Here is a 19,869-nt window from a genome sequence, read left to right as displayed (position 1 = left end):
TTCTATCGACAACAACAATAATACTGCCCGTTTTTTATTAAATTCAAAAAAATAAAGAGTTGTCAGGAAAGTACATATTCATAGTAGATAGACATATTAAAAACCCAAAAATGTCGATATAACAGCATTTTTGGGCTTTACTTTTATCATGGTTTTGTCTAAAAAGTTACTTTTGAGACATCCTCTTTTCAATATTCTTTATGCTTTTTTTATTTTCTTGATGACTTCATTCACCATGATTGGTAAAATACTAAATCCAATAACGACTATCCACTGGTTTGCATCTAACGGTCTTACGTTTAACAAATCATTAAAGAATGGTATAAACACTAACGATAGTTGAATAAATATACCTAAAATAAAAGCTCCGATCAAATATTTATTGTCAAAAAGATTTTTTGTCAAAACCGTTCCTTTTCGCTGCTTTAAGTTAAAGGAATGGAATAACTGGGAAAAGCTTAATGTTAAAAAGGCCATTGTTTGCGCTTGAGTAAGCTTGTCAGAGCTGCTATTGGTCAAATATTGACTAAAATCTCCTTGCAGTCCAATCATAAAGGCAATTAAAGTGCTCAGTCCAATTAAAAATCCATTACCAAGTATGAACTTACCATCTTGACCAGTTATAACCCTCTCCTCAGGATCTCTAGGTTTTTCTTTCATTATCTCCTTTTCTCCACGTTCAAATCCTAAGGCGATAGCTGGCAGTGTATCGGTAATTAAATTTACCCAAAGTATGTGTATGGCGGTTAAAGGAGCAGGCCATTTTAATAAAATCGCTAATAATAAGGCAACGATTTCTCCTAAGTTACATGACAATAAATAAAGGATAGATTTTTTAATATTTAAGTAAATATTTCTTCCTTCCTCAACAGCTGCAACTATTGTTGAAAAGCGATCGTCAGTTAAAATGATATCTGCTGTTCCTTTCGCTACGTCCGTTCCTGTTATCCCCATTGCTACCCCTACATCTGCTTTCTTTAAGGAAGGGGCATCATTGACTCCGTCACCAGTCATGGAAACAATGTTACCTTTTTGTTTAAAGGCATCAACAATCTTTACCTTGTGTTCCGGAGACACTCTGGCGAAGACTCTGACCGTTTCGACACGCTTTTTCAATTGCTGTTGTGATAATTCATCTATCTCTTGTCCCGTCATCGTTTGCTCAGGCTTGTCCGCAATCTCTAAGCTTTGTGCGATCGCAAAAGCCGTTTTAGGATTATCACCTGTTATCATAACAGGTGTAATACCTGCTTGATGACTTAGTTGAATCGATTCCTTTACATCCCCACGGGGTGGATCAATCATTCCTACTAAACCGAGAAAGATAAACTCGTCTTCCATAACCTCATCAGGTTTTTCTCCATCAAGAGGTTTATAAGCCATTGCTAATACTCGCAAAGCTTCCTCCGACATAGATAAAGCTGCATTCGTTATTTCATTTCGTGCTTCTTTCGTTAATTCAATTATTTGACCATTTTTTAACATCTTTGTGGATACAGGCAGAATACTTTCTAGTGCCCCTTTTGAGAAAGCAAAATTCTTACCATTAACATCTTTATTTACGGTTGTCATCATCTTTCTTTCAGAATCAAATGGAACTTCATATGCACGCTTATATTGTTTTTTTAAGGTTTGTTTTTCAAAATCGAAACGCTTACCTACTTCTAAAAGTGCTACTTCAGTCGGATCTCCTGTAGCGTCATCATCTTCCATAGTGGCATCATTACATAGTACCATCGTTTGTAAAAATAGCTTGCTTTCAGAAGATGGTAATTTATCAATGGATGTTATTGTATTATTCACATAAGTTTTCGTCACTGTCATTTTATTTTGTGTTAAAGTTCCTGTCTTATCAGAACAAATAATACTCACTGATCCTAGCGTTTCAACAGCTGGAAGTTTTCTTACAATCGCATTGCGTTTAATCATTCGTTGAACACCTAATGCTAACACAATCGTCACAATAGCTGGTAAACCTTCAGGAATGGCTGCAACAGATAAACTTACAGCAAGAAGAAAAAGATCAGTCACCCCACGCCCTTGAAAATAACCGATCACAAATACAAGAATAGAAACAACGATTGCTCCAATCCCTAATATTTTACCTAGTTGTGCTAATTTTTCTTGCAAGGGCGTCTTTGATTTTTCTTGTTTCTTTAATAACGTGGCAATCTGTCCAATCTCTGTATCCATCCCTGTTCTGACAACGACTCCTTCTCCTCGTCCATAAGTAGATAAGGTTGACATAAAGCCCATATTTGCTTGATCAGCAAGAGCGGTGTCTTTTTCAATATTAGCATTTGCATCTTTTTCCACAGGTACTGATTCTCCAGTTAAAGCAGATTCTTCCACACGCAAATTAACGGTATTAAAAAATCGAATATCAGCAGGTATGGATCGACCCGTATCAATGGTGACAATATCACCTGGTACGACATCTTTTGACTCAATCTCTTTTAACACACCGTCTCTTTTAACTAGCGCTTTTGGAGAGGACATTTTTTTCAATTCAGAGAGGGCCTTCTCTGCTTTTGATTCCTGTATAACCCCTATAACAGCATTCAATACGATAACGAGAAGAATTATAATCCCATCGCCAATCTCCCCAATAAAAAAAGAGATCACCGTTGCTGCTAATAATATATAAATAAGTGGACTATTGATCTGCTCAAAGATAAGCCTCCATAACGGTGTTTGTTCTTCTTCTTCAAATTCATTATACCCATACTGGTCAATTCTTCTTTTCGCTTCATCATCTGTCAGGCCGTTCTCAATAGAAGTATTTAATTCTTCTAACACAGATTCACTTGACTTTACATGCCACATATAAATCCTTCTTTCTTTTTTATTACATTAGCCAATCAATTACCATTTTGATCGCTTATTACTTATAATACGCAATTATTCTACAAAAACCTTTTTGTTTTGATATTTTTTTAAAAATGTATACCTTAATGAAACACATAAATAAAATTAAAACACAAAAAAAGCCAGACTTTCTTAAGTCTGACTTTCATACCAGTTACGATTTATTTCAGCATAGCTCGTAGGTGTTTCATATAGTCGAATAAACTCAATACGAGTAGTTTGATCACCTGACCAACTTTTTAAAGCTGTACACATCTTTTCATATATCCAAACAACCATGTTTTCAGCAGTTGTGTTCATTGCTGGTAGTGTTTCATTTAGAAAACAATGATCTAAATATGGTTCTACATAACACTTCCAAAGCTTTTTAATATCGCCAAAATCGATCACAAGACCAATTTCATTTACATAACCACTTATACCTAATATGGCCTTGTAAGTATGTCCGTGTAATTCTTTACACTTTCCCTCATAACAATGCAAGTGATGAGCAGCATCAAATGTAAATTCCTTACTCACTAACACCCTTTTATGATGATACTTCAATTGCTCTTTTCTTATCGTTTTATCCTTTTGATGAGATAATTGACTTTTCTGCAGATCATGCATGATAGATTCCCTTTCCATATGAGAGTTTTATAAAGGTTGTTTAAAAGGACGAACAGAAATGTAGGACCTTTTAAACACCTTTTATGATAAAAACTCCCCTACCCTAGCCACTCAAATTATAACATATAAGTGCGTGTTCAAAAAGTAGGGAAAAAGGACGCTGAAGAACGAGACGGTGTAGCTTTGAGCACTCACAGTGTACGTTCTTGGTACATGAGGAGCGGAAAAGCAAACCAACAAAGTTATTCAACCGACATCTTTTTAGGACTTTTTGAACAACCTCTATAAGAGTCCTTCATTGAGCTTTTTTCATATCTACATCTTTTGTCTTACTTTTTTTCCTTCTTGTAGATGATTATTTTTCTCTTTCCTCACGCTAAACTTATTCTTGAGGTGAGGAAAATACAATTTTACCATTTAACTTTAAAAACCTATCAAATAGAGAAAATGCAACATTTTTATTCAACGGTGTTAAATATGGAATTACTTAATAGCAATAAGGATTTTTTTACAATCATGGCAGGTACGACTAGAATCACATTTGAAAAGACATTTAACAAGCCGAATTATCATCTTTGCTTCCGAACAAACCTTGATTTCTTTGAAATAATGCACAAAAAATTACACCATGAAGATGTCTTACTATCAAATGAAAAAGGTCAAACATCTCTCTTTTGGAAAGGGAAGCAAGCTTATTTCACAGACCCTGATGGAAATATTCTTGAAATGTTAGAAAGACCTTTCTCCCATAAAGGAACAGAGCCAAATCATTGGTTTGATATTGGGGAAATCGGCTTTCCCTCTCGTTCCGTTAATGAATTTATAGATTTATTACCAGAAAACATTAACAATACGTTTAAAAATAAGGATGATTCCTTTGCTTTTTATGGGGATGATGAAGGAGTGTTTGTTTTAGTAAAAGAGGGAAGGCCGTGGTATCCAACCAATAAACCTGCTACGATTCATCCTATTAAAGTTTCGATTTCAAGTAACCAGCCCTTCTATTGGAAACACCCTAATAATCCAATTGAAATCAAATCAGTACCTATATGGGATGATCAATTACCTATAAGTCAAATGAGGTTTGTCCGTCCTACGAACAACTTAGCTGAATTACAGAAATTTTATATTGATGGTCTAAACCTTAACTTAATTGGTTAATTTACGGGTCACCAAGGTTATTCAGGAATTATGATTGGACTTCCAGATGAAAAGTATCATTTAGAATTCACACAAAAGGAATACACCCAGACACTTCCTAGTCCCACTATGGAACATTTATTAGTCTTTTACTATCCTGATCGATTTGCACGGGATCAAAAAGTGAGTGAATTAAAACAATTAGGTTATCAACTAGCAGAGCCTGAAAACCCTTATTGGAAAAGAGGTGGAGTTACTTTCTTAGACCCAGATGGCTATCCTGTCACCTTAATGAATTGGACAGGTATATAATTAGATAGTGGTGATTTATTATGATCATAAAGTTTATCAAATGTGAAGTCTTACAAAAAAATAAAGAGCTTTTTTCACATGAACAAGAGAAATGGTCATCCATTAAAAGTGATCCAGGTTTTATCGGTCAAATTGGCGGTTGGAATAAAAATTCTCAGACCGAAGCAGTAATTCTTTCATTTTGGAAGGATAAAAAATTTTATAATCAGTTTATGAATAATCGTCATGACTTTATTTATAATCACCAGCGAGATTTGCTTCATAGTATTAATGTCGAGATTTTTAATGGAGTCAAAAGTGATTCGGAATATAGGATTTTTCTCAATAAAATAGACAAACAATTATTACATGTAGTAGATAATATTCGAGAAACGTACAAAGAAATTAAAATGTTGATTTCTAATGCGAATAATCAACTTGAACTATTTATTTGTAATGATGATAGGCTTGCTATTCATTCTTCGACCACTATTATGATTAAGCCTGAATGGACCATTTAGATATTATATAGAGTTGTCATATACATCTTCTTTATTCTGTTGTAAGATGAAAGAAAAGTAAGCAAGATTGGAGACTTTGTTTATGAAATCAATTTGTATTTTTGCAGGCTCTAACAAAGGTAATTCTCCTCAATATGAAAAAATCGCAAGAGAACTAGGTGCCTATTTAGCAAGCCATCATTATAAATTAATTTATGGCGGCTCTAAAATTGGCTTAATGGGTGAACTCGCCAATGAGATGGTTTCAAATGGTGGAGAAGTTATCGGAATTATGCCATCTGGCTTGTTAAATGGCGAAGTAGTCCATAGAGAAATTACTTCTCTAGTCGAGGTTAATGACATGCATGAAAGAAAAGCAAAAATGAATGAATTAGCAGATGGTTTTATCGCTTTGCCTGGTGGCTTCGGTACATTTGAAGAATTATTTGAAGTCTTAAGCTGGTCAAAAATCGGTATACACACTAAACCAATTGGACTATTAAATATAGATGGCTATTTTGATCCTTTTATTGATCTTATTGATAATAGCATTTCAAGTGGTTTTGCAAGTCCGATTCATTTAAAATTAATCACTACTTCTGAAAGCCCTCAAGAACTGATTACTTCTATGCTTGCATATGAATGGCCAGCTATGGAAAAGAAGTGGAGAGAATAGGGTGGGTTAGCCTCTTTTGAGGCTAACCCATATCCAAATCTCACATTCACATTTAAGCAACAATACCGCCGATTTCTCTTATCTATGAAAGTAAAATGCAAGGAAATCCGTCTAAGAAAAGAAGACTTTCATGTTTAATTTGTGTGTAACAAATACACGTTTCTATACTTAATATGCTTTTGCCCAAACAACTATTTTCGACGCTTCACCTTTACAGTAAATACACTCATTCGTAACTATTTTTTGTTCAAAAGGAATACATCGAGATGTTGCCCCCGTCTCCTCTTTAACCGATGTTTCACACTGCTCATTTCCACACCACATAGCCTCAATAAACCCTGGATTCGTTTGAAGAACTTCTTTAAACTCTTCAAATGTTCTTACCGTTGAAGTATTTTTTCTTAAACGTTCAAATTCTTTTTGAAACATTGCTTTTTGGATCTCTTCCAATAAGAACTGCAATCTTTCCTCTATTATATTAAAAGTCCATACATCAATTATTAATTCATTTTTCAGAAAAATCAAGCAGGAAGTTCTATTGCTTTCATCGAAAAAATATCAATTATTACAGAGATTAAAGGAGGGGTCTGTTTGAAATATAATGTCATCGTAGTTGGAGCAGGTTTAGCAGGCTTAGTAGCCACTGCAGAACTTGCAAGTAGTAACAAAAAAGTTTTACTCCTTGATCAAGAACCCGAATCATCATTAGGAGGACAAGCTTGGTGGTCATTTGGTGGTGTATTTTTAGTTGATACTCCTGAACAGAGAAGAATGGGGATAAAGGATTCACACGAACTAGCATGGAGTGATTGGTTAGGTAGTGCTCAATTTGACCGAGAAATCGATCAAGATTATTGGGCGAAAAAATGGGCAGAAGCATATGTTAACTTCGCATCAACTGAGAAACGACCTTGGCTCGTTTCTAAAGGGATTAAATTCTTCCCTGTTGTCGGCTGGGCAGAAAGAGGTGGCTACCTTTCAGAAGGACATGGAAATTCGGTTCCACGCTTCCATATCACATGGGGGACAGGACCTGGCCTTGTTAAACCATTTGAAGAAAAGGTTCGTGAGGCTATTAAAAACGGAAATGTTCACTATCGATCTCGCCATCGAGTAGACGATCTTATCGTGGAAAATCAAGTAGTTAAAGGGGTTAAAGGAACGGTTTTATCCCCTAGTAACGTCCTTCGGGGAGAAAAGAGTTCTCGTGAAAAAAGTGGTGAGTTTGAATATTATTCAGATGCCACTATCGTTGCTAGCGGTGGTATTGGGGCGAATCATGAATTGATTCGTAAAAATTGGCCACAAAGACTAGGCCCTCCTCCTCAAAAAATGTTGTCGGGCGTCCCAGATCACGTCGACGGTCGAATGCTAACAATTTCAGAAAAAGCGGGTGGCAAAATCGTTAATAAAGACCGGATGTGGCATTACGCAGAAGGAATTACAAACTGGAATTCTATTTGGCCAAAACATGGTATTCGTATTCTTCCTGGCCCCTCCTCTATTTGGCTCGACGCAAAAGGTAAGCGCTTTCCCGTCCCTTACTTACCAGGTTTTGATACACTAGGAACCACCAAAGCCATTTTAGATACTGGCTACGACTATTCTTGGTTTATTTTAACAAAAAAAATAATTGAAAAAGAGTTTGCTTTATCTGGCTCAGAACAAAACCCAGATTTAACAGATAAAAGCATAAAGAAATTGTTATCTCGTATTCTTCCCGGACCACCTGCTCCCGTTCAAGCATTTATGGATAAAGGAGAAGATTTTATCGTCACAAATTCACTCCAAGATCTTGTTAAACAGATGAATCAATTAGCTGGAAACAATCTCCTTTCGTTAAAAGAAATAGAACAACAAATTATCGCTCGAGATCTTCAATTGGATAATAAGTATTCAAAAGATTTACAAATAACGGCCATTCGAGGAGCTAGAAAGTATTTTGGAGATAAACTAATACGAGTTGCTCCCCTACATAAATTATTAGATCCAAAAAATGGTCCTTTGATTGCTGTTCGCCTCCACATTTTAAGTAGAAAAACGTTAGGTGGATTACAAACTGACTTAACAGGAAACGTTATCGATTCTTCAAACGAGCCTTTTAAAGGTCTTTATGCTATTGGAGAAGCTGCTGGTTTTGGTGGCGGTGGACTTCATGGTTATAGAGCTCTTGAAGGTACTTTTCTAGGAGGTTGTTTATTTACAGGAAAAGAAGTAGGACGCTTTTTAAGTAAGCAATGATTTGATAACAATCATTCCCCCATAAAAAACCTTAATTTTTACCATGTTTTTTAAGAATAGCACCATACATTTAAGAAAAAATAAATGATGGGGAGTGAATAATTGCCTTCCTATTTACTGGAGAAATGGGGGAAAATAATGAACAGAATGAAATCAATCTTGAACTTCGGCAGAAAGCGTAACGGAATGTTTAGTAGAAAAAAATCGGATAAGGAATGGATGTTAGGTTCTTTAATTGGAATGGCTATCAGTGCAGTCGCCATTGGTATGAGAAGATATATGATGGATACTGACCATAACAAAACTGGTTTAAGAACACCCAATCTATCCGCTATTACAGAGTTTTCAAAAGAGTTGGCTGACTCAGATTTTAAAAAACAAAGTTCAGATAAGCAATAACAGGAACAAAAGGGGGAATATGTAAAAAATCAAGTTAGTATAACAAACGAGAAGCCTATGATGGATGTCTATTGTATATTCACTAGACATCCTTTACTATTTTTAAAAGTTCGTTTGAATGAATAACCTTTGCAAACTCATCTTTCAGGTTTGCTAGGGACATCTCATGTACCAGTTCAGCTGAGTACTCTTCTCCATTTATACTTTTACGATTGAAAGTAGCGGTTAAGTCTGATACCACAATTGGACTAAACCCTAAATTACTTGCCATTCTTGTCGTAGTTTCTACACAATGGTTTGTCGTTAATCCCGTTATTATGATTTCATTCCATCCTTGTTCTTTAAGATGCTCTTCTAAATTAGTCTCTATAAATGCGCTGTTCACTTTTTTTTCAATTACGTACTCTTTTTGCTGTGGGCTAATAAAATCCATAAACTCTTTTCCTTTTCCTTGAAATAATGAATCCTCCTTATCCGAGACATGTTTTACAAAAAAAATAGGTTGGTCTTTTTCTCTCCAAAATCTTATTACCTTTTCCATTTCCTTTTCCAAATTGGGATTATTCCTTACGCCCCAAGAAGAATCATCAAACGCTTTTTGCATGTCAATCACCATTAAAGGGATTGTTTTTTCCATTTCACATTCCTCCTTTTTTCTTTATGCTTTATTCTATCTACTCTATAATCATTATCCCATACAAAAAATACGCTTTTGTTAGTAATAAACCTTATAAAAACAATTATTAAAAGGTTGCTACTTTATTTTTTCAAGGAGAAAAGAATTTGGTTAAAAATTGATGAAAGCGTACAAGCACTTTTTTCTCCCCTGAATAAAATGTAATGTAAACTACGATTTTAGGAGGAGAAAAATGCACGAACTATCTTTTGTTGCTAAATTAACTGGATTAAGTGAAATTCCACCTGTTTTCACAGATGCGTTTGGTTGTACTAGATTTGCTGTTAACAGAAATGAGACTGCCCTTAGCTATATTTTAAAAGTAAACGACTTCAACAATCTAATTTTTGCTCATATTCATCAGGGAGGCCTTGAAGAAAACGGACCCGTTGTCGCATTTTTATTAAATACTGTTAGCCCGACGATTAGTGTCAAAGAAGGGACAGTTCAAGGTACATTAACTGCTGAAAGCCTTGTTGGACCATTAGAAGGACAGCCTTTATCAGCTTTACTTGAGTTAATGCGGACAGGTCAAGCATATGTCAACGTCCATTCACAACAAAATTTATCAGGAGAAATCCGCGGACAAATTAGAACATGCTCAATGGAAAAAAGATAATTAACAAGAGGGGATAAGCTTTCCTCTTCTTTTTAGCTTCTTTCAGTTAACACTTTCTACTAACATATTTTCACATACACACCTTGAAGATCAAAGAAGTGAATTAAGAAAATTCTATATTGAGTTTATTAATCAATGCTTCTTTCTACCTCTTTATTTTAATGAGAACACCATTGAACATACACCACAAATTCAAAATGTTGAAATAAATAGTGAGGGATGACCTAATTTTTATTCACTTTGATTTAAAAAATGACGTAGATTAGGAAAAAATCGTCATGTAGTTTTCCTTGAAGATAGATCAAATGATTCAGATAATTCATGGATTTTTTACCATTTAAAATAGACTATTTGCCTAATAGCAAAATTAGTACTACACCAAAAGATTCAATTTTTCTTCCAAACCTTGACTCTATTTTCTAGTCAACCTATAGTAGTAACTAGCTAGAGTTAAAAAATGGTAATAATTAGTTAGTACTAGTTAGGAGAGTATCGATGCAAAAAATAGTCTATAGCGTACTTATTTTATCTATTATGATTTGGGCAACCCCTTTAAAGGCGCAAGCAACAATGAATTCACTCGAATTCCAATCTACGGATAGCAATGAAACAATAGTTGAACAGGAACCCAATAATTCATTTGACCTTGCTGACGATTTAACATCAAACAAGCAATTTAGTGGACAACTAAATGTATCTAACGGTGATAGGGACTATATAAAAATCACCATCCCTAAAAAAGGAGTTGATTTCGCCCTTGCTGGAGCCTTCAATGGAAATGGAATGGATATAAGCCAGTGGATTAAAATTACCTTATATGATGCAGAAAAACAATATTTAAAAACTAGTGAAGATGTAGAAATGATAGAAGGCGTTTCTCTTGAAGAGATGAACCTTTCACAACTACAGGTGGGTGATTACTACTTATGTATTTCTGCAGATTCAAAGTCGACAGTAAAAGAGATTAATTATCATGTTGCTTTTGATACTGCGCTTCCAACTGAACGCATCATGGGGGAAGATCGATTTGATACTGCTGTAGAAATTTCAAAATTCGGGTGGGAATCAGCTCATTATGCTGTTATTGCGACTGGAAGAAATTTCCCAGATGCATTAGCAGCAACTCCTCTAGCGAAAAAAAATGATGCACCGTTATTGCTCGTCGATAAGAATAAAATTCCAGACAATGTGATGAAGCAATTAAATAGTCTTGGAGTAAGTAAAGTACATATTATTGGTGGAACTTCTGTTATATCCACCAATATCGAAGATCAGCTAGAAAAGGCAGATATTAAATTTGAACGTATTTATGGTGATAATCGTTATGAGACAGCTTTAGAAATTGCAAAAACAATGGGTCCTAGCAATAAAATTGCTGTTGCAACGGGACAAAACTTTGCAGATGCTCTTTCCATTGCTCCTATCGCGGCTAAACAAGGTATGCCGATTCTTTTAACGGAACCTAACAAGATACCAGAAGAAGTTAATGATTATCTTGACACCAATAATATAACAAAGTCTTACGTTATCGGGGGGCCATTGGCTATATCAGATCAAGTATTTGCTGACATTCCAGAACCTCATCGAATATATGGAATGAATAGATATGAAACGAACTACAACGTCATTTCAACGTTTAAAGACCAATTGGATTTCACCTCTGTTTATGCAGCTACTGGAGCCAACTTTCCGGATGCATTAACTGGTTCAGCGCTAGCGGCATTAAATTCAAATCCTTTATTAATTTCTGCTTCTACTCCAGACGAGAGTACAGAAATGGTGATTAACACTCATTATAATGACATTTCTAAACTTTTCATCTTAGGTGGAGAAAATGCCCTTTCAGATAGAACGGTGCAGCTATTAAATTAGTTTCTTAATAGGCCTTCTCAAATAATAGTTTGAGAAGGCTTTGTAATGTAATCAAAAGGAACGAATCATCCCTAGAGAGGTTTTTCTTTTTATTTACTCAAAGTAAATATATTTAAATTTAACATAAACACTACCTATACCGATATATTTACCGAGACTATTTTTGTAGTCCATTTTTACTATGTAGGAGTTGAGTGAATGTCTTATCGTTTAAACAAAAGTTTAAAAAGCTTGATGCTATCAATTGAAAAGGATGTCAATAAGCTGACTATGATGGCCAAACATAAAAGCGTATTTAACATCCAGGAAGTCAATGTTACCAATAGAAATATTAAAGAAAATTTAAAGGCATTAGAATTTTTAATTATTAATCAAAATGAAGATCAAATGTAAAAAAACTCACTGGCGCATAAAGCTTTTTATAGCGCCAGTATGATACACAGCTTTAACTCACTCCTATTTAGTATTTTTTTAAAAGTGATTACAAGTTACATTACCGCTCCCGCAATATTTAAGGTTAATTTTGATGAATAAACAAATCCTCAACTACACACCCTATCAAAAGTGAGGAATATGTAATCTTACAAAGGGTGTTTATCATTGAAAAAGTCAACCATTTTAATTATTATGCTAATTTCTTCTTTATCTTTACTTCCTTCATTGGGAATAAAAACGATTCGCCGGTTTTTACCTTCTACTATTTTTATTTCATTTATTATTAGTATGGAAAGTACATTTGCAAAGAAAAAAAACTGGTGGACCATTCATGAGAAATTGTTCCCTCATTTGATTGCCGAAACCCCTTTTATTTTAGGTCCTTTTTTAACTGGTTCACTCTTCATTTTAAAAAAATCTTACGGAAACATATTTCAATACTTTTTCTATAATTTATTTTTTGACTATTTATTTATCTATCCTTTGTACGCGATATTTAACAAACTGGGAATTATCACCTTAAACCGTTTAAGACAAATTGAGCTTCTACGATTATTTTTACTGAAGGCTATGCTTATGTATTTTTTCCAAACATTTATTGAAGAAAGTAGATCAGTTAATGAATAAAAAATTATTTCCCTGGAGATTTTGAGTTAAGCTTTTCCCCATGCTATAATATAGCCCTATACAATAGCTACCAACAAGACATAAACAATCCAAGAATTTAACTCCATAGCAACTACCACCACTTTTTTTCAAACTTATCCTTAGTCCTTTTTTACAATTTTCTTACCTATATCAGCAATTTTTACCTACTGTAAAGGGATCATCCTTTAGTGAGAGGTTGGTGTTTAATGACAGTTTTTGAGAGCCTTGTCTTGATGATCTCATTTGCAAGCCTGGTATTGTCGATACTGTCTTTTGAACAAAAAAAATAGCCACCCAAAAGTGGTATGACGTTTGACTTATTAACCCCTTTACAGGCTATTGTATGAGACCAAAGGTGCCCCAACACCTGTTGGTCTTTTTTATTGAGTATATTTCTCTTTCTAATGATAGTATATTACTTGATACCTTGTTTATTGACATAATCAAGTGTTTTTTCTTTTCCTTTGTTTATAATACCTTCACTCAAATTGATCAATAATACTTGAAATTTAAAGATTATAAGGTAATATTTTTTTTAATTTTCACAATTTACAAATATTTTTAAAGGTGGTATGTTTGTTTTGAGTACACTTATTAAAATCAAAAGTGAAGGAGAATAACATGAAACCATTCATTTATGTTTTTTTATCTTTAATTATCGTATCTTCTTTTTTTGAAAACGCTTTCAACGTTAAAGCCCATGCCTCATCTGAAACAGGCAACTATTTCGTAGGTACAGGAATTTATGATATTACTGGACCTCCAGCTGAATTAGCTATGATGGGCTATGCAAACACAGAGCAATTGACAGAAGGAATACACTTCCGGTTACGTTCCAGAGCTTTTGTTATTGCTGATTCGAGTATGGACCAAAGAGTTGCCATTGTAAGTGCAGATTTAGGGATGATCTTTCATTCAGTCACACAAGGAGTGGTAAACAAACTAAAACAAAAAGGCTATGGCGACCTATACAGTTATGATAATATTTTACTCTCTGCCACTCACACACATAGTGGACCTGGTGGATATTCTCATGAAGGTCTTTATAATATTACTACATTTGGTTTTTATGAAGAAAATTATGACGTGATAGTAGATGGTATTGTCCAGTCAATCATACAAGCCCATGACAACCTCGAACCTGGATATTTAGAACTTAATCAAGGAACAGTTGAAGGAACAAGTAAAAACCGTTCTATAGAAGCCTATAATAACAACCCTCAATCAGAAAAGGACCAATATGAGGATAGTTTTGACAAAACGATGACCTTACTCAATTTTCGAAACGACGACGGTCAATTGCTTGGTGTTTTGAACTGGTTTCCTGTTCATCCAGTGTCAATGGGACAAGAAAACTCTCTTATTTCCGGTGATAATAAAGGGTATGCATCTTATTTATTTGAAGAAGATTATAGTACAGATTATGATTCTTCTCAAACATTTGTCGCCGCCTTTGCACAATCCAATGAAGGAGATGTAACACCTAATATTTTTGGTGATGGAATCGGTTACGGAGAAAACGACTTTGAACACACTAAAAAAGCAGGTGAAATTCAATATGAAGCGGCTGAAAATTTAAGTGAGCAAGCAACAAAACGTTTAGATGGAGCCTTGAGTTCCATTCATATTTTCAGAGATTTTTCCAATCTTGAAATTAATGGAGAATATACAAACGGAATAGTCCAATCCACATTCCCCTCTACATTAGGGTACTCATTTGCAGCTGGTACTGAAGATGGAAGACCTGAAACATCTATCCTCCCCAGTTTTTATGAAGGAATGACACAACCAGAGTATTCTATAAATGATCATGACCACTTTTACGATGAAGTTCAAACCTTGCTCTCTATTGTACCCCAAATTGGTGAAATGAGTGGTAACCAATATCCAGATCTATGGGAGCAACACTTTCCAAAGCCCGTATTATTTGCTCCTTCTAAAGTAACTCCTGATGCATGGACTCCTCAAACAATTCCAATTCAAATGATACAACTAGGTGACCTTTACTTACTCTCTGTACCAGGTGAATTTACAACTATGGCTGGAAGACGACTCACAACACATATAAAAGAACAGATAGATGAAAAAACAGGAAAAGATAATACTGTCATTATTTCAGGATTATCAAATTCTTATAGTAGTTATGTAGCAACTCCTGAGGAATATGATAAACAACATTATGAAGGAGCATCTACACAATTTGGCAAGTGGACATTGAGTGCTTACTTGCAAGCATTCACTTCATTGACTGACGCTCTTATAAACGACGGATCGGTTCAGTCCGATCCCACACCTAAAGATTTAAGTGACGAACAAGTTTATTTAAAACCGAAAGTATTATTTGATGGTACACCAATCGGTAAAGAATTCGGTAGCAAAAGGTCGGATGTTGATTCTCAATACGAGCCTGAAGAAACAGTAAAGGTCAGTTTTTGGGCAGGTCATCCTAATAATGACTTTAAAACCCAAAAAACGTATTTGGAGGTACAGAAAAAAGAAGGCGACCAATGGGTAGTTATTGCGGATGATAACGATTGGAATACAAAGTTTTATTGGAAAAGACATTCAACTATTCTTGCTACCTCTTTTACGACGATTAAGTGGAACATTCCCAAAGATGTTGAAGAAGGACAATATCGAATTGTTCATTACGGAGCTCATAAAAATATAAGCGGCAAAATCAGTTCTTATAAAGGTGTTTCTTCCACTTTTCAAGTTAACGTGAACTAAGTTATTAGAATAGAACAACAAAATTATGGAAAAAATAAATAGAGGGGAAGGAGTTTGAAAGTTTTGCCCAAAAATTGCCCACATGCCGGTTTCAAACTTCCTTCCCCTACCTTACTTTACTTTAAATGTTGATCTTCATGACTATGTTCTTTAACGGTTACTTTTTTGCTGAATGGGCTTGGAACAAATGTTTTTGCTGCAAAGCTGCTATTCGGTTGCTCTTTCAATTCAAATGCAGAGGTATCTAATCTAGCGAACTGATAAACAGATGCCCCAACAATATTTGAAACCTCTTTTAGTTTTGCCTTACTAATTTTATCTAACGTATCATCTGGAGAATGATACCATGGCTCTAAAGGACTATGAATAAAATTAGCAGACGCAATTCCTACTTCAGAAAACGGAACATGATCACTACGTCCCGACTGAGCAAACGGGACAATATTCTCAAAATTAGAAAGTAAAGCACTTGCAGTTGATCCTAAGTCTGTCACAACACTTGGTAAACCATCAGCTGTATTCATGACTAAATCTCCCGCATCTCTACTACCAATCATGTCCATTTGAAACATAGCGACTGTTTGATCAATCTCCTCTTCCGTCATGTTGTCCACGTATTCATAGGAGCCTATTAAACCTAACTCCTCCGCACCAAACGTGACAAAACGTAGTTCTGTATCTGTTGGTAACGTTGAAAAAAGCTTGGCTAACTCTAAAGTTGCCGCTGTTCCTGAAGCATCATCGTTTGCACCTGGTGCTCCTTCAACCGAATCGTAATGGGAACCCACTATGACTGTTTCACCTGTATCCAAAGTGGGATTTGTAACTGATTTAACAGCTTCAACATTATAGGACGTTTTTTCTTTCACTCCACCTCCGATAATGGACAAATCCGCGATTACGGTTTCTTGATCTAATAATTGTAGGATTTCTTCTCCTGCCTGTTTTGTCAATGACACTGCAGGGACAAAATCATCACTTGGAGAGCCTAATGTCCCGCTTATTCCTCCATCGACATTATTAAAGATAATAACCCCAATTGCTCCTGCCTCCGCTGCATTTTTCACTTTATCTGAAAAGTAAAGCTCACCACGTTGAATAAGGGCGATCTTTCCAGTTAAATCTAACCCTTCCGTTTCTTCTTTTTTACCAAGCCCTGCAAAAACAACTTCACCATTTATTTGTCCAGAGGGACTATAGGTGAAAATAGACGGTTCGTATTCTTTACCATTAACCGTTAAGGAAAGAGATTCTGGGGATTCATAAGCTGAAAATTGAAAAGGCTCTAAGTTTGCTTCATAACCATATGATTCATATTGCTCTGCAATGTATTCTGCTGCTTGATGCTCTTCCTCTGATCCTGCTACACGTGGTGTTTGTGACAAATGTGCAATATGATCATAAATTCGATCGACATTGATGTGTTCCACAACATCTGTCTTAAAATCTAATCTTTGCTGTAGTGAAACAGGAGACGCTTCCGCAGATAAACTACCAAATCCACCTATCAACAGCACTCCAGTTAAAACAAGTGAAGAAACTTTCTTTTTCATATCATCTATCCCTCCCAAAATATAGAACTCTATGATACTATAGCAAAACTTTACTAGATTTAGAAGAGAAATTCGATCTAATTTTAGAATTTTTTAAAATATTTGAAAATACAGTTTATTTTAGGATATTTGTACTATTTTTAATGAGTCGTTTTACTATTTAAATAGCGATCAAATAAGAAAGAACAGGTTGCTATTACTGTAGCAACCTTTCAATACTTGAAATGTTCACAGAAAAGTAAAGATTGAATAAATATTTTAATAAAATGTCCTATTTGTTAAAAATATCACATCTTTACCTAGAATTTTTTAGTAAAAAGGTAATATAAGCACTACTAATAAAGAATCAATCCAAAACTCTATACTTCAATAACTTTTTTAAAATAATAAAGGAGTGAATTTAGATGAGAAGTAAATGGTCTTATAAACTACTATTCATTTTTGCTCTCACCACTTTGTTTTCCTTTTCCAATCTAGTACCTGTACAGGTCGTTTCTGCAGATCCGATAGAACCAACAGGTGAATGGCAAATGATTGTAGATGGAGAGTCAGGAGAAGGCGCTTTCTTTTACCGCTTTGACTTTCAAGAAAACAATCTAGTAACTGTTACTAAGCAACTAGGTGGAGACAATATTGTCGAAGAAAAGAATTGGGAGATTTCAGATAACAACTTAATTATTACAAGCGGAGAAAATGCAAAGATAACTGAGTTTGATGACAATCCTCTAACGATTGAAGAAGATGGACTACATTATTCAAACGGTTTTTATTTTGGAACCTTACAAGAGCATAATAGTCCTTTTGCTTGGATTCACTGGGTATTGATCCTCGTGGTATTAATGGGTCTAAATGAGCTATTTAGAAAATCTAAATGGGCAGGTGTCATCTTTTATTTCGTATTACCAATCGCGCTACTACCAATCTGGACTAGTCATGATGTATCCTATTGGTTTAAATGGGTGAAAGTGTATTCCGTTGTAGGGGCCAGTGTTTGGTATATTTTAATGCGCTTCTCAAAACTAGGAAAGCTTACGTCTGCTAAATTAGTCGCTGCCCTATTTTTAGCTTTGAATATTGCTGAAGCCGTTACACAAGATTTTTCTATGGGTTATTTACCTAACATTTTAAACGGTATTGCCGGTATATTATCCATCGCTACTTTGTTCTATGGATTTAAACAAATGACGATTGAGGATACAAAAGAGCGTGATTTAGTTTGGGCAAAAATGCCACTTTTATGGATTATTGCCTATGACATTTGGAATTGGGTATTTGTTTACTTAAACTTCCCAGGTTCAGCTTCTGCACAATTCATGGTACTGCTATCTTGTACTATACCAGCTGTTTTCATTAAAAAAGGAACTTGGCTACAAGCACGTGCCTTTACTCTCGCTGCTTGGTTTATGTATTACTTTACATTCCCGCGCTTCACAGAAACAATGGAAATACTTGTACCACGTAATGACTTTTTAATGTTATCTGTTGCCGTTATTAGTTTAGCAGCAAACGTAGCTTATGCAATCGTGTATTTAAGAAGAATGAGAATTCAACCTCAAGTCGTCAAACAAGAAACGGTTGCCTATCGGTAATGAAGAAAAGCGGAAGCGCACGTTTAACGACGTAACATGAATATCGTCTTTCAGACGAAAGAGCTGATCTAATTGCGACAGCTCTTTTTCTTTCCATATTAACTGTTAATCATCGTTTCCATTTCTTCCACTTCATTATAATCCTCATATACATTTTCATTGTTTTGAATCATATGTATCTTTTCTCCATCGATTCCTAAAGAAACACTAATATAATGCTTCACTTTTTTAGGAAAATAACTTTCTTGATCAATTGTCATTTCAACTACAAACTCTTTCACTTGCATACTGTCAATTTCAATCCCTTCCTCCTCTGAAGGAGTTACATAGTCTTTTACTTTTTCTTCAATGTATCCCTTTACCCTTGGATTAGCTAAGGTAAGAGATAAGGTGTACTCTTGATCAGACTGGTTTAGTTTAACATCATTTAGATTTTCATTTAAAAGGTCTAGTTGATTGATTGGATTCTCAGTTATATTATATGTTTCCATAAAAACCTCTAATTGATCTTTAGGTAACTCGGACCAATCATCATTAGATCTAATTCGAAATTTTTGATCGTTATAATACATCTCAAATTCTTCTTGTTCATCTTCATTTCGCTGATATGTTCCTTGTTGTTGAAAGGAAAGTGGGCTTCTATGTAGTTTTGTCGTTGTTTTTAACTTCACTTTCTCTGACTCATTACCAAACTTTAACTTATTAAGAAAAATGGAATCAACCGAAAAAGTTTCAATGCTTTTAGATTCTACTTCTATATTTTTCATAACCTCTTCAACCGTAATCTCTTGCGGTTTTTCCTCAACTTTTGCTGTCGTTTTAACTGAATTTCGAGGCTTGATTTCCTCTTTTGCATCATCACATGAGATGAGAGTAAAAGATAAAATTAATAATATCCATGCTACCGCAACTTTTTTCATATTGCATCCCCTTTATAAAGACCACTTAGTTTATTTTCCTTGAAATAATACTAGAATATTTTTCTATTTTTTTCAACTATTATCTTGAGCTTTCCTTAAGTAG

General features: G+C 34.8%; 18 protein-coding genes and 1 pseudogene. 13 read left to right on the top strand and 6 right to left on the bottom strand.

Going from position 1 to position 19,869, the window contains the following annotated elements; genetic code table 11:
* Window positions 1-198: 198 nt before the first annotated feature.
* Window positions 199-2,826 (bottom strand): calcium-translocating P-type ATPase, PMCA-type, encoded by a 2,628-nt coding sequence (locus tag LC087_RS01985; RefSeq protein ID WP_264189790.1) that lies wholly within the window; start codon window positions 2,824-2,826, stop codon window positions 199-201.
* Between the two features lie 174 nt (window positions 2,827-3,000).
* The gene (queD, locus tag LC087_RS01980) at window positions 3,001-3,495 is read right to left on the bottom strand and encodes a 6-carboxytetrahydropterin synthase QueD (protein ID WP_371932643.1); all 495 of its coding nucleotides are present in this window, start codon (window positions 3,493-3,495) and stop codon (window positions 3,001-3,003) included.
* A 459-nt stretch (window positions 3,496-3,954) separates the two neighbouring features.
* On the opposite strand from queD, the gene LC087_RS01975 reads away from it, so the two are divergent.
* The 4 genes and pseudogenes from LC087_RS01975 (at window position 3,955) to LC087_RS01960 (ending at window position 6,084) form a co-directional block, all read left to right on the top strand.
* Complete coding sequence (locus tag LC087_RS01975; RefSeq protein ID WP_226538829.1) at window positions 3,955-4,638, top strand: VOC family protein; 684 nt, start codon at window positions 3,955-3,957, stop codon at window positions 4,636-4,638.
* A 9-nt stretch (window positions 4,639-4,647) separates the two neighbouring features.
* Window positions 4,648-4,929, top strand: a pseudogene (locus LC087_RS01970) (VOC family protein); the annotation flags it as partial.
* 20 nt (window positions 4,930-4,949) lie between these two features.
* Complete coding sequence (locus tag LC087_RS01965; RefSeq protein ID WP_226538827.1) at window positions 4,950-5,429, top strand: DUF4937 domain-containing protein; 480 nt, start codon at window positions 4,950-4,952, stop codon at window positions 5,427-5,429.
* Between the two features lie 82 nt (window positions 5,430-5,511).
* Window positions 5,512-6,084 carry an LOG family protein gene (locus LC087_RS01960; RefSeq protein WP_226538826.1) on the top strand — a complete coding sequence of 191 codons (573 nt, stop codon included), beginning with the start codon at window positions 5,512-5,514 and terminating at the stop codon, window positions 6,082-6,084.
* Window positions 6,085-6,252: 168 nt separating this feature from the next.
* On the opposite strand, the gene LC087_RS01955 is transcribed toward LC087_RS01960, so the two are convergent.
* A complete protein-coding gene (locus LC087_RS01955) occupies window positions 6,253-6,546 on the bottom strand; it encodes a hypothetical protein (RefSeq protein ID WP_226538825.1) in 294 nt (97 codons plus the stop codon).
* 129 nt (window positions 6,547-6,675) lie between these two features.
* Between LC087_RS01955 and LC087_RS01950 the strand changes: the two genes are divergently transcribed.
* Window positions 6,676-8,325, top strand: coding sequence for an FAD-binding dehydrogenase (locus tag LC087_RS01950; protein ID WP_226538824.1), 1,650 nt, complete (start codon window positions 6,676-6,678; stop codon window positions 8,323-8,325).
* 138 nt (window positions 8,326-8,463) lie between these two features.
* Complete coding sequence (locus LC087_RS01945) at window positions 8,464-8,724, top strand: hypothetical protein (protein WP_226538823.1); 261 nt, start codon at window positions 8,464-8,466, stop codon at window positions 8,722-8,724.
* 82 nt (window positions 8,725-8,806) lie between these two features.
* Here the strand turns inward: LC087_RS01945 and LC087_RS01940 are convergent, their stop codons facing one another.
* The gene (locus LC087_RS01940; protein WP_226538822.1) at window positions 8,807-9,361 is read right to left on the bottom strand and encodes a cysteine hydrolase family protein; all 555 of its coding nucleotides are present in this window, start codon (window positions 9,359-9,361) and stop codon (window positions 8,807-8,809) included.
* A gap of 232 nt (window positions 9,362-9,593) precedes the next feature.
* Between LC087_RS01940 and LC087_RS01935 the strand changes: the two genes are divergently transcribed.
* The 6 genes from LC087_RS01935 (at window position 9,594) to LC087_RS01915 (ending at window position 15,704) form a co-directional block, all read left to right on the top strand.
* The gene (locus LC087_RS01935; protein WP_226538821.1) at window positions 9,594-10,019 is read left to right on the top strand and encodes a CHRD domain-containing protein; all 426 of its coding nucleotides are present in this window, start codon (window positions 9,594-9,596) and stop codon (window positions 10,017-10,019) included.
* Between the two features lie 495 nt (window positions 10,020-10,514).
* Window positions 10,515-11,891: a cell wall-binding repeat-containing protein gene (locus LC087_RS01930; RefSeq protein ID WP_226538820.1), complete on the top strand. Its 1,377-nt coding sequence runs from the start codon at window positions 10,515-10,517 to the stop codon at window positions 11,889-11,891.
* A gap of 198 nt (window positions 11,892-12,089) precedes the next feature.
* On the top strand, window positions 12,090-12,284 hold the full coding sequence (locus LC087_RS01925; RefSeq protein WP_226538819.1) for a hypothetical protein: 195 nt from the start codon (window positions 12,090-12,092) through the stop codon (window positions 12,282-12,284).
* Window positions 12,285-12,491: 207 nt separating this feature from the next.
* Window positions 12,492-12,953, top strand: coding sequence for a hypothetical protein (locus LC087_RS01920; RefSeq protein ID WP_226538818.1), 462 nt, complete (start codon window positions 12,492-12,494; stop codon window positions 12,951-12,953).
* 227 nt (window positions 12,954-13,180) lie between these two features.
* Complete coding sequence (locus tag LC087_RS19535) at window positions 13,181-13,264, top strand: putative holin-like toxin (RefSeq protein WP_226539057.1); 84 nt, start codon at window positions 13,181-13,183, stop codon at window positions 13,262-13,264.
* 331 nt (window positions 13,265-13,595) lie between these two features.
* On the top strand, window positions 13,596-15,704 hold the full coding sequence (locus LC087_RS01915) for a neutral/alkaline ceramidase (RefSeq protein ID WP_226538817.1): 2,109 nt from the start codon (window positions 13,596-13,598) through the stop codon (window positions 15,702-15,704).
* A gap of 116 nt (window positions 15,705-15,820) precedes the next feature.
* On the opposite strand, the gene LC087_RS01910 is transcribed toward LC087_RS01915, so the two are convergent.
* Window positions 15,821-17,257, bottom strand: a complete 1,437-nt coding sequence (locus LC087_RS01910; RefSeq protein WP_226538816.1) for a M28 family peptidase — start codon at window positions 17,255-17,257, stop codon at window positions 15,821-15,823.
* Between the two features lie 404 nt (window positions 17,258-17,661).
* On the opposite strand from LC087_RS01910, the gene LC087_RS01905 reads away from it, so the two are divergent.
* On the top strand, window positions 17,662-18,846 hold the full coding sequence (locus tag LC087_RS01905; RefSeq protein WP_226538815.1) for a DUF5692 family protein: 1,185 nt from the start codon (window positions 17,662-17,664) through the stop codon (window positions 18,844-18,846).
* 98 nt (window positions 18,847-18,944) lie between these two features.
* On the opposite strand, the gene LC087_RS01900 is transcribed toward LC087_RS01905, so the two are convergent.
* The gene (locus tag LC087_RS01900) at window positions 18,945-19,766 is read right to left on the bottom strand and encodes a DUF6612 family protein (RefSeq protein WP_226538814.1); all 822 of its coding nucleotides are present in this window, start codon (window positions 19,764-19,766) and stop codon (window positions 18,945-18,947) included.
* Window positions 19,767-19,869 lie beyond the last annotated feature (103 nt).

Origin of the sequence: Bacillus carboniphilus, assembly GCF_020524035.2 — a bacterium.
Taxonomy (GTDB): domain Bacteria; phylum Bacillota; class Bacilli; order Bacillales; family JAIVKR01; genus Bacillus_CC.
The sequence above is the reverse complement of the archived record's forward strand: the minus strand, read 5'-3'. Positions and strand labels throughout refer to the sequence as shown.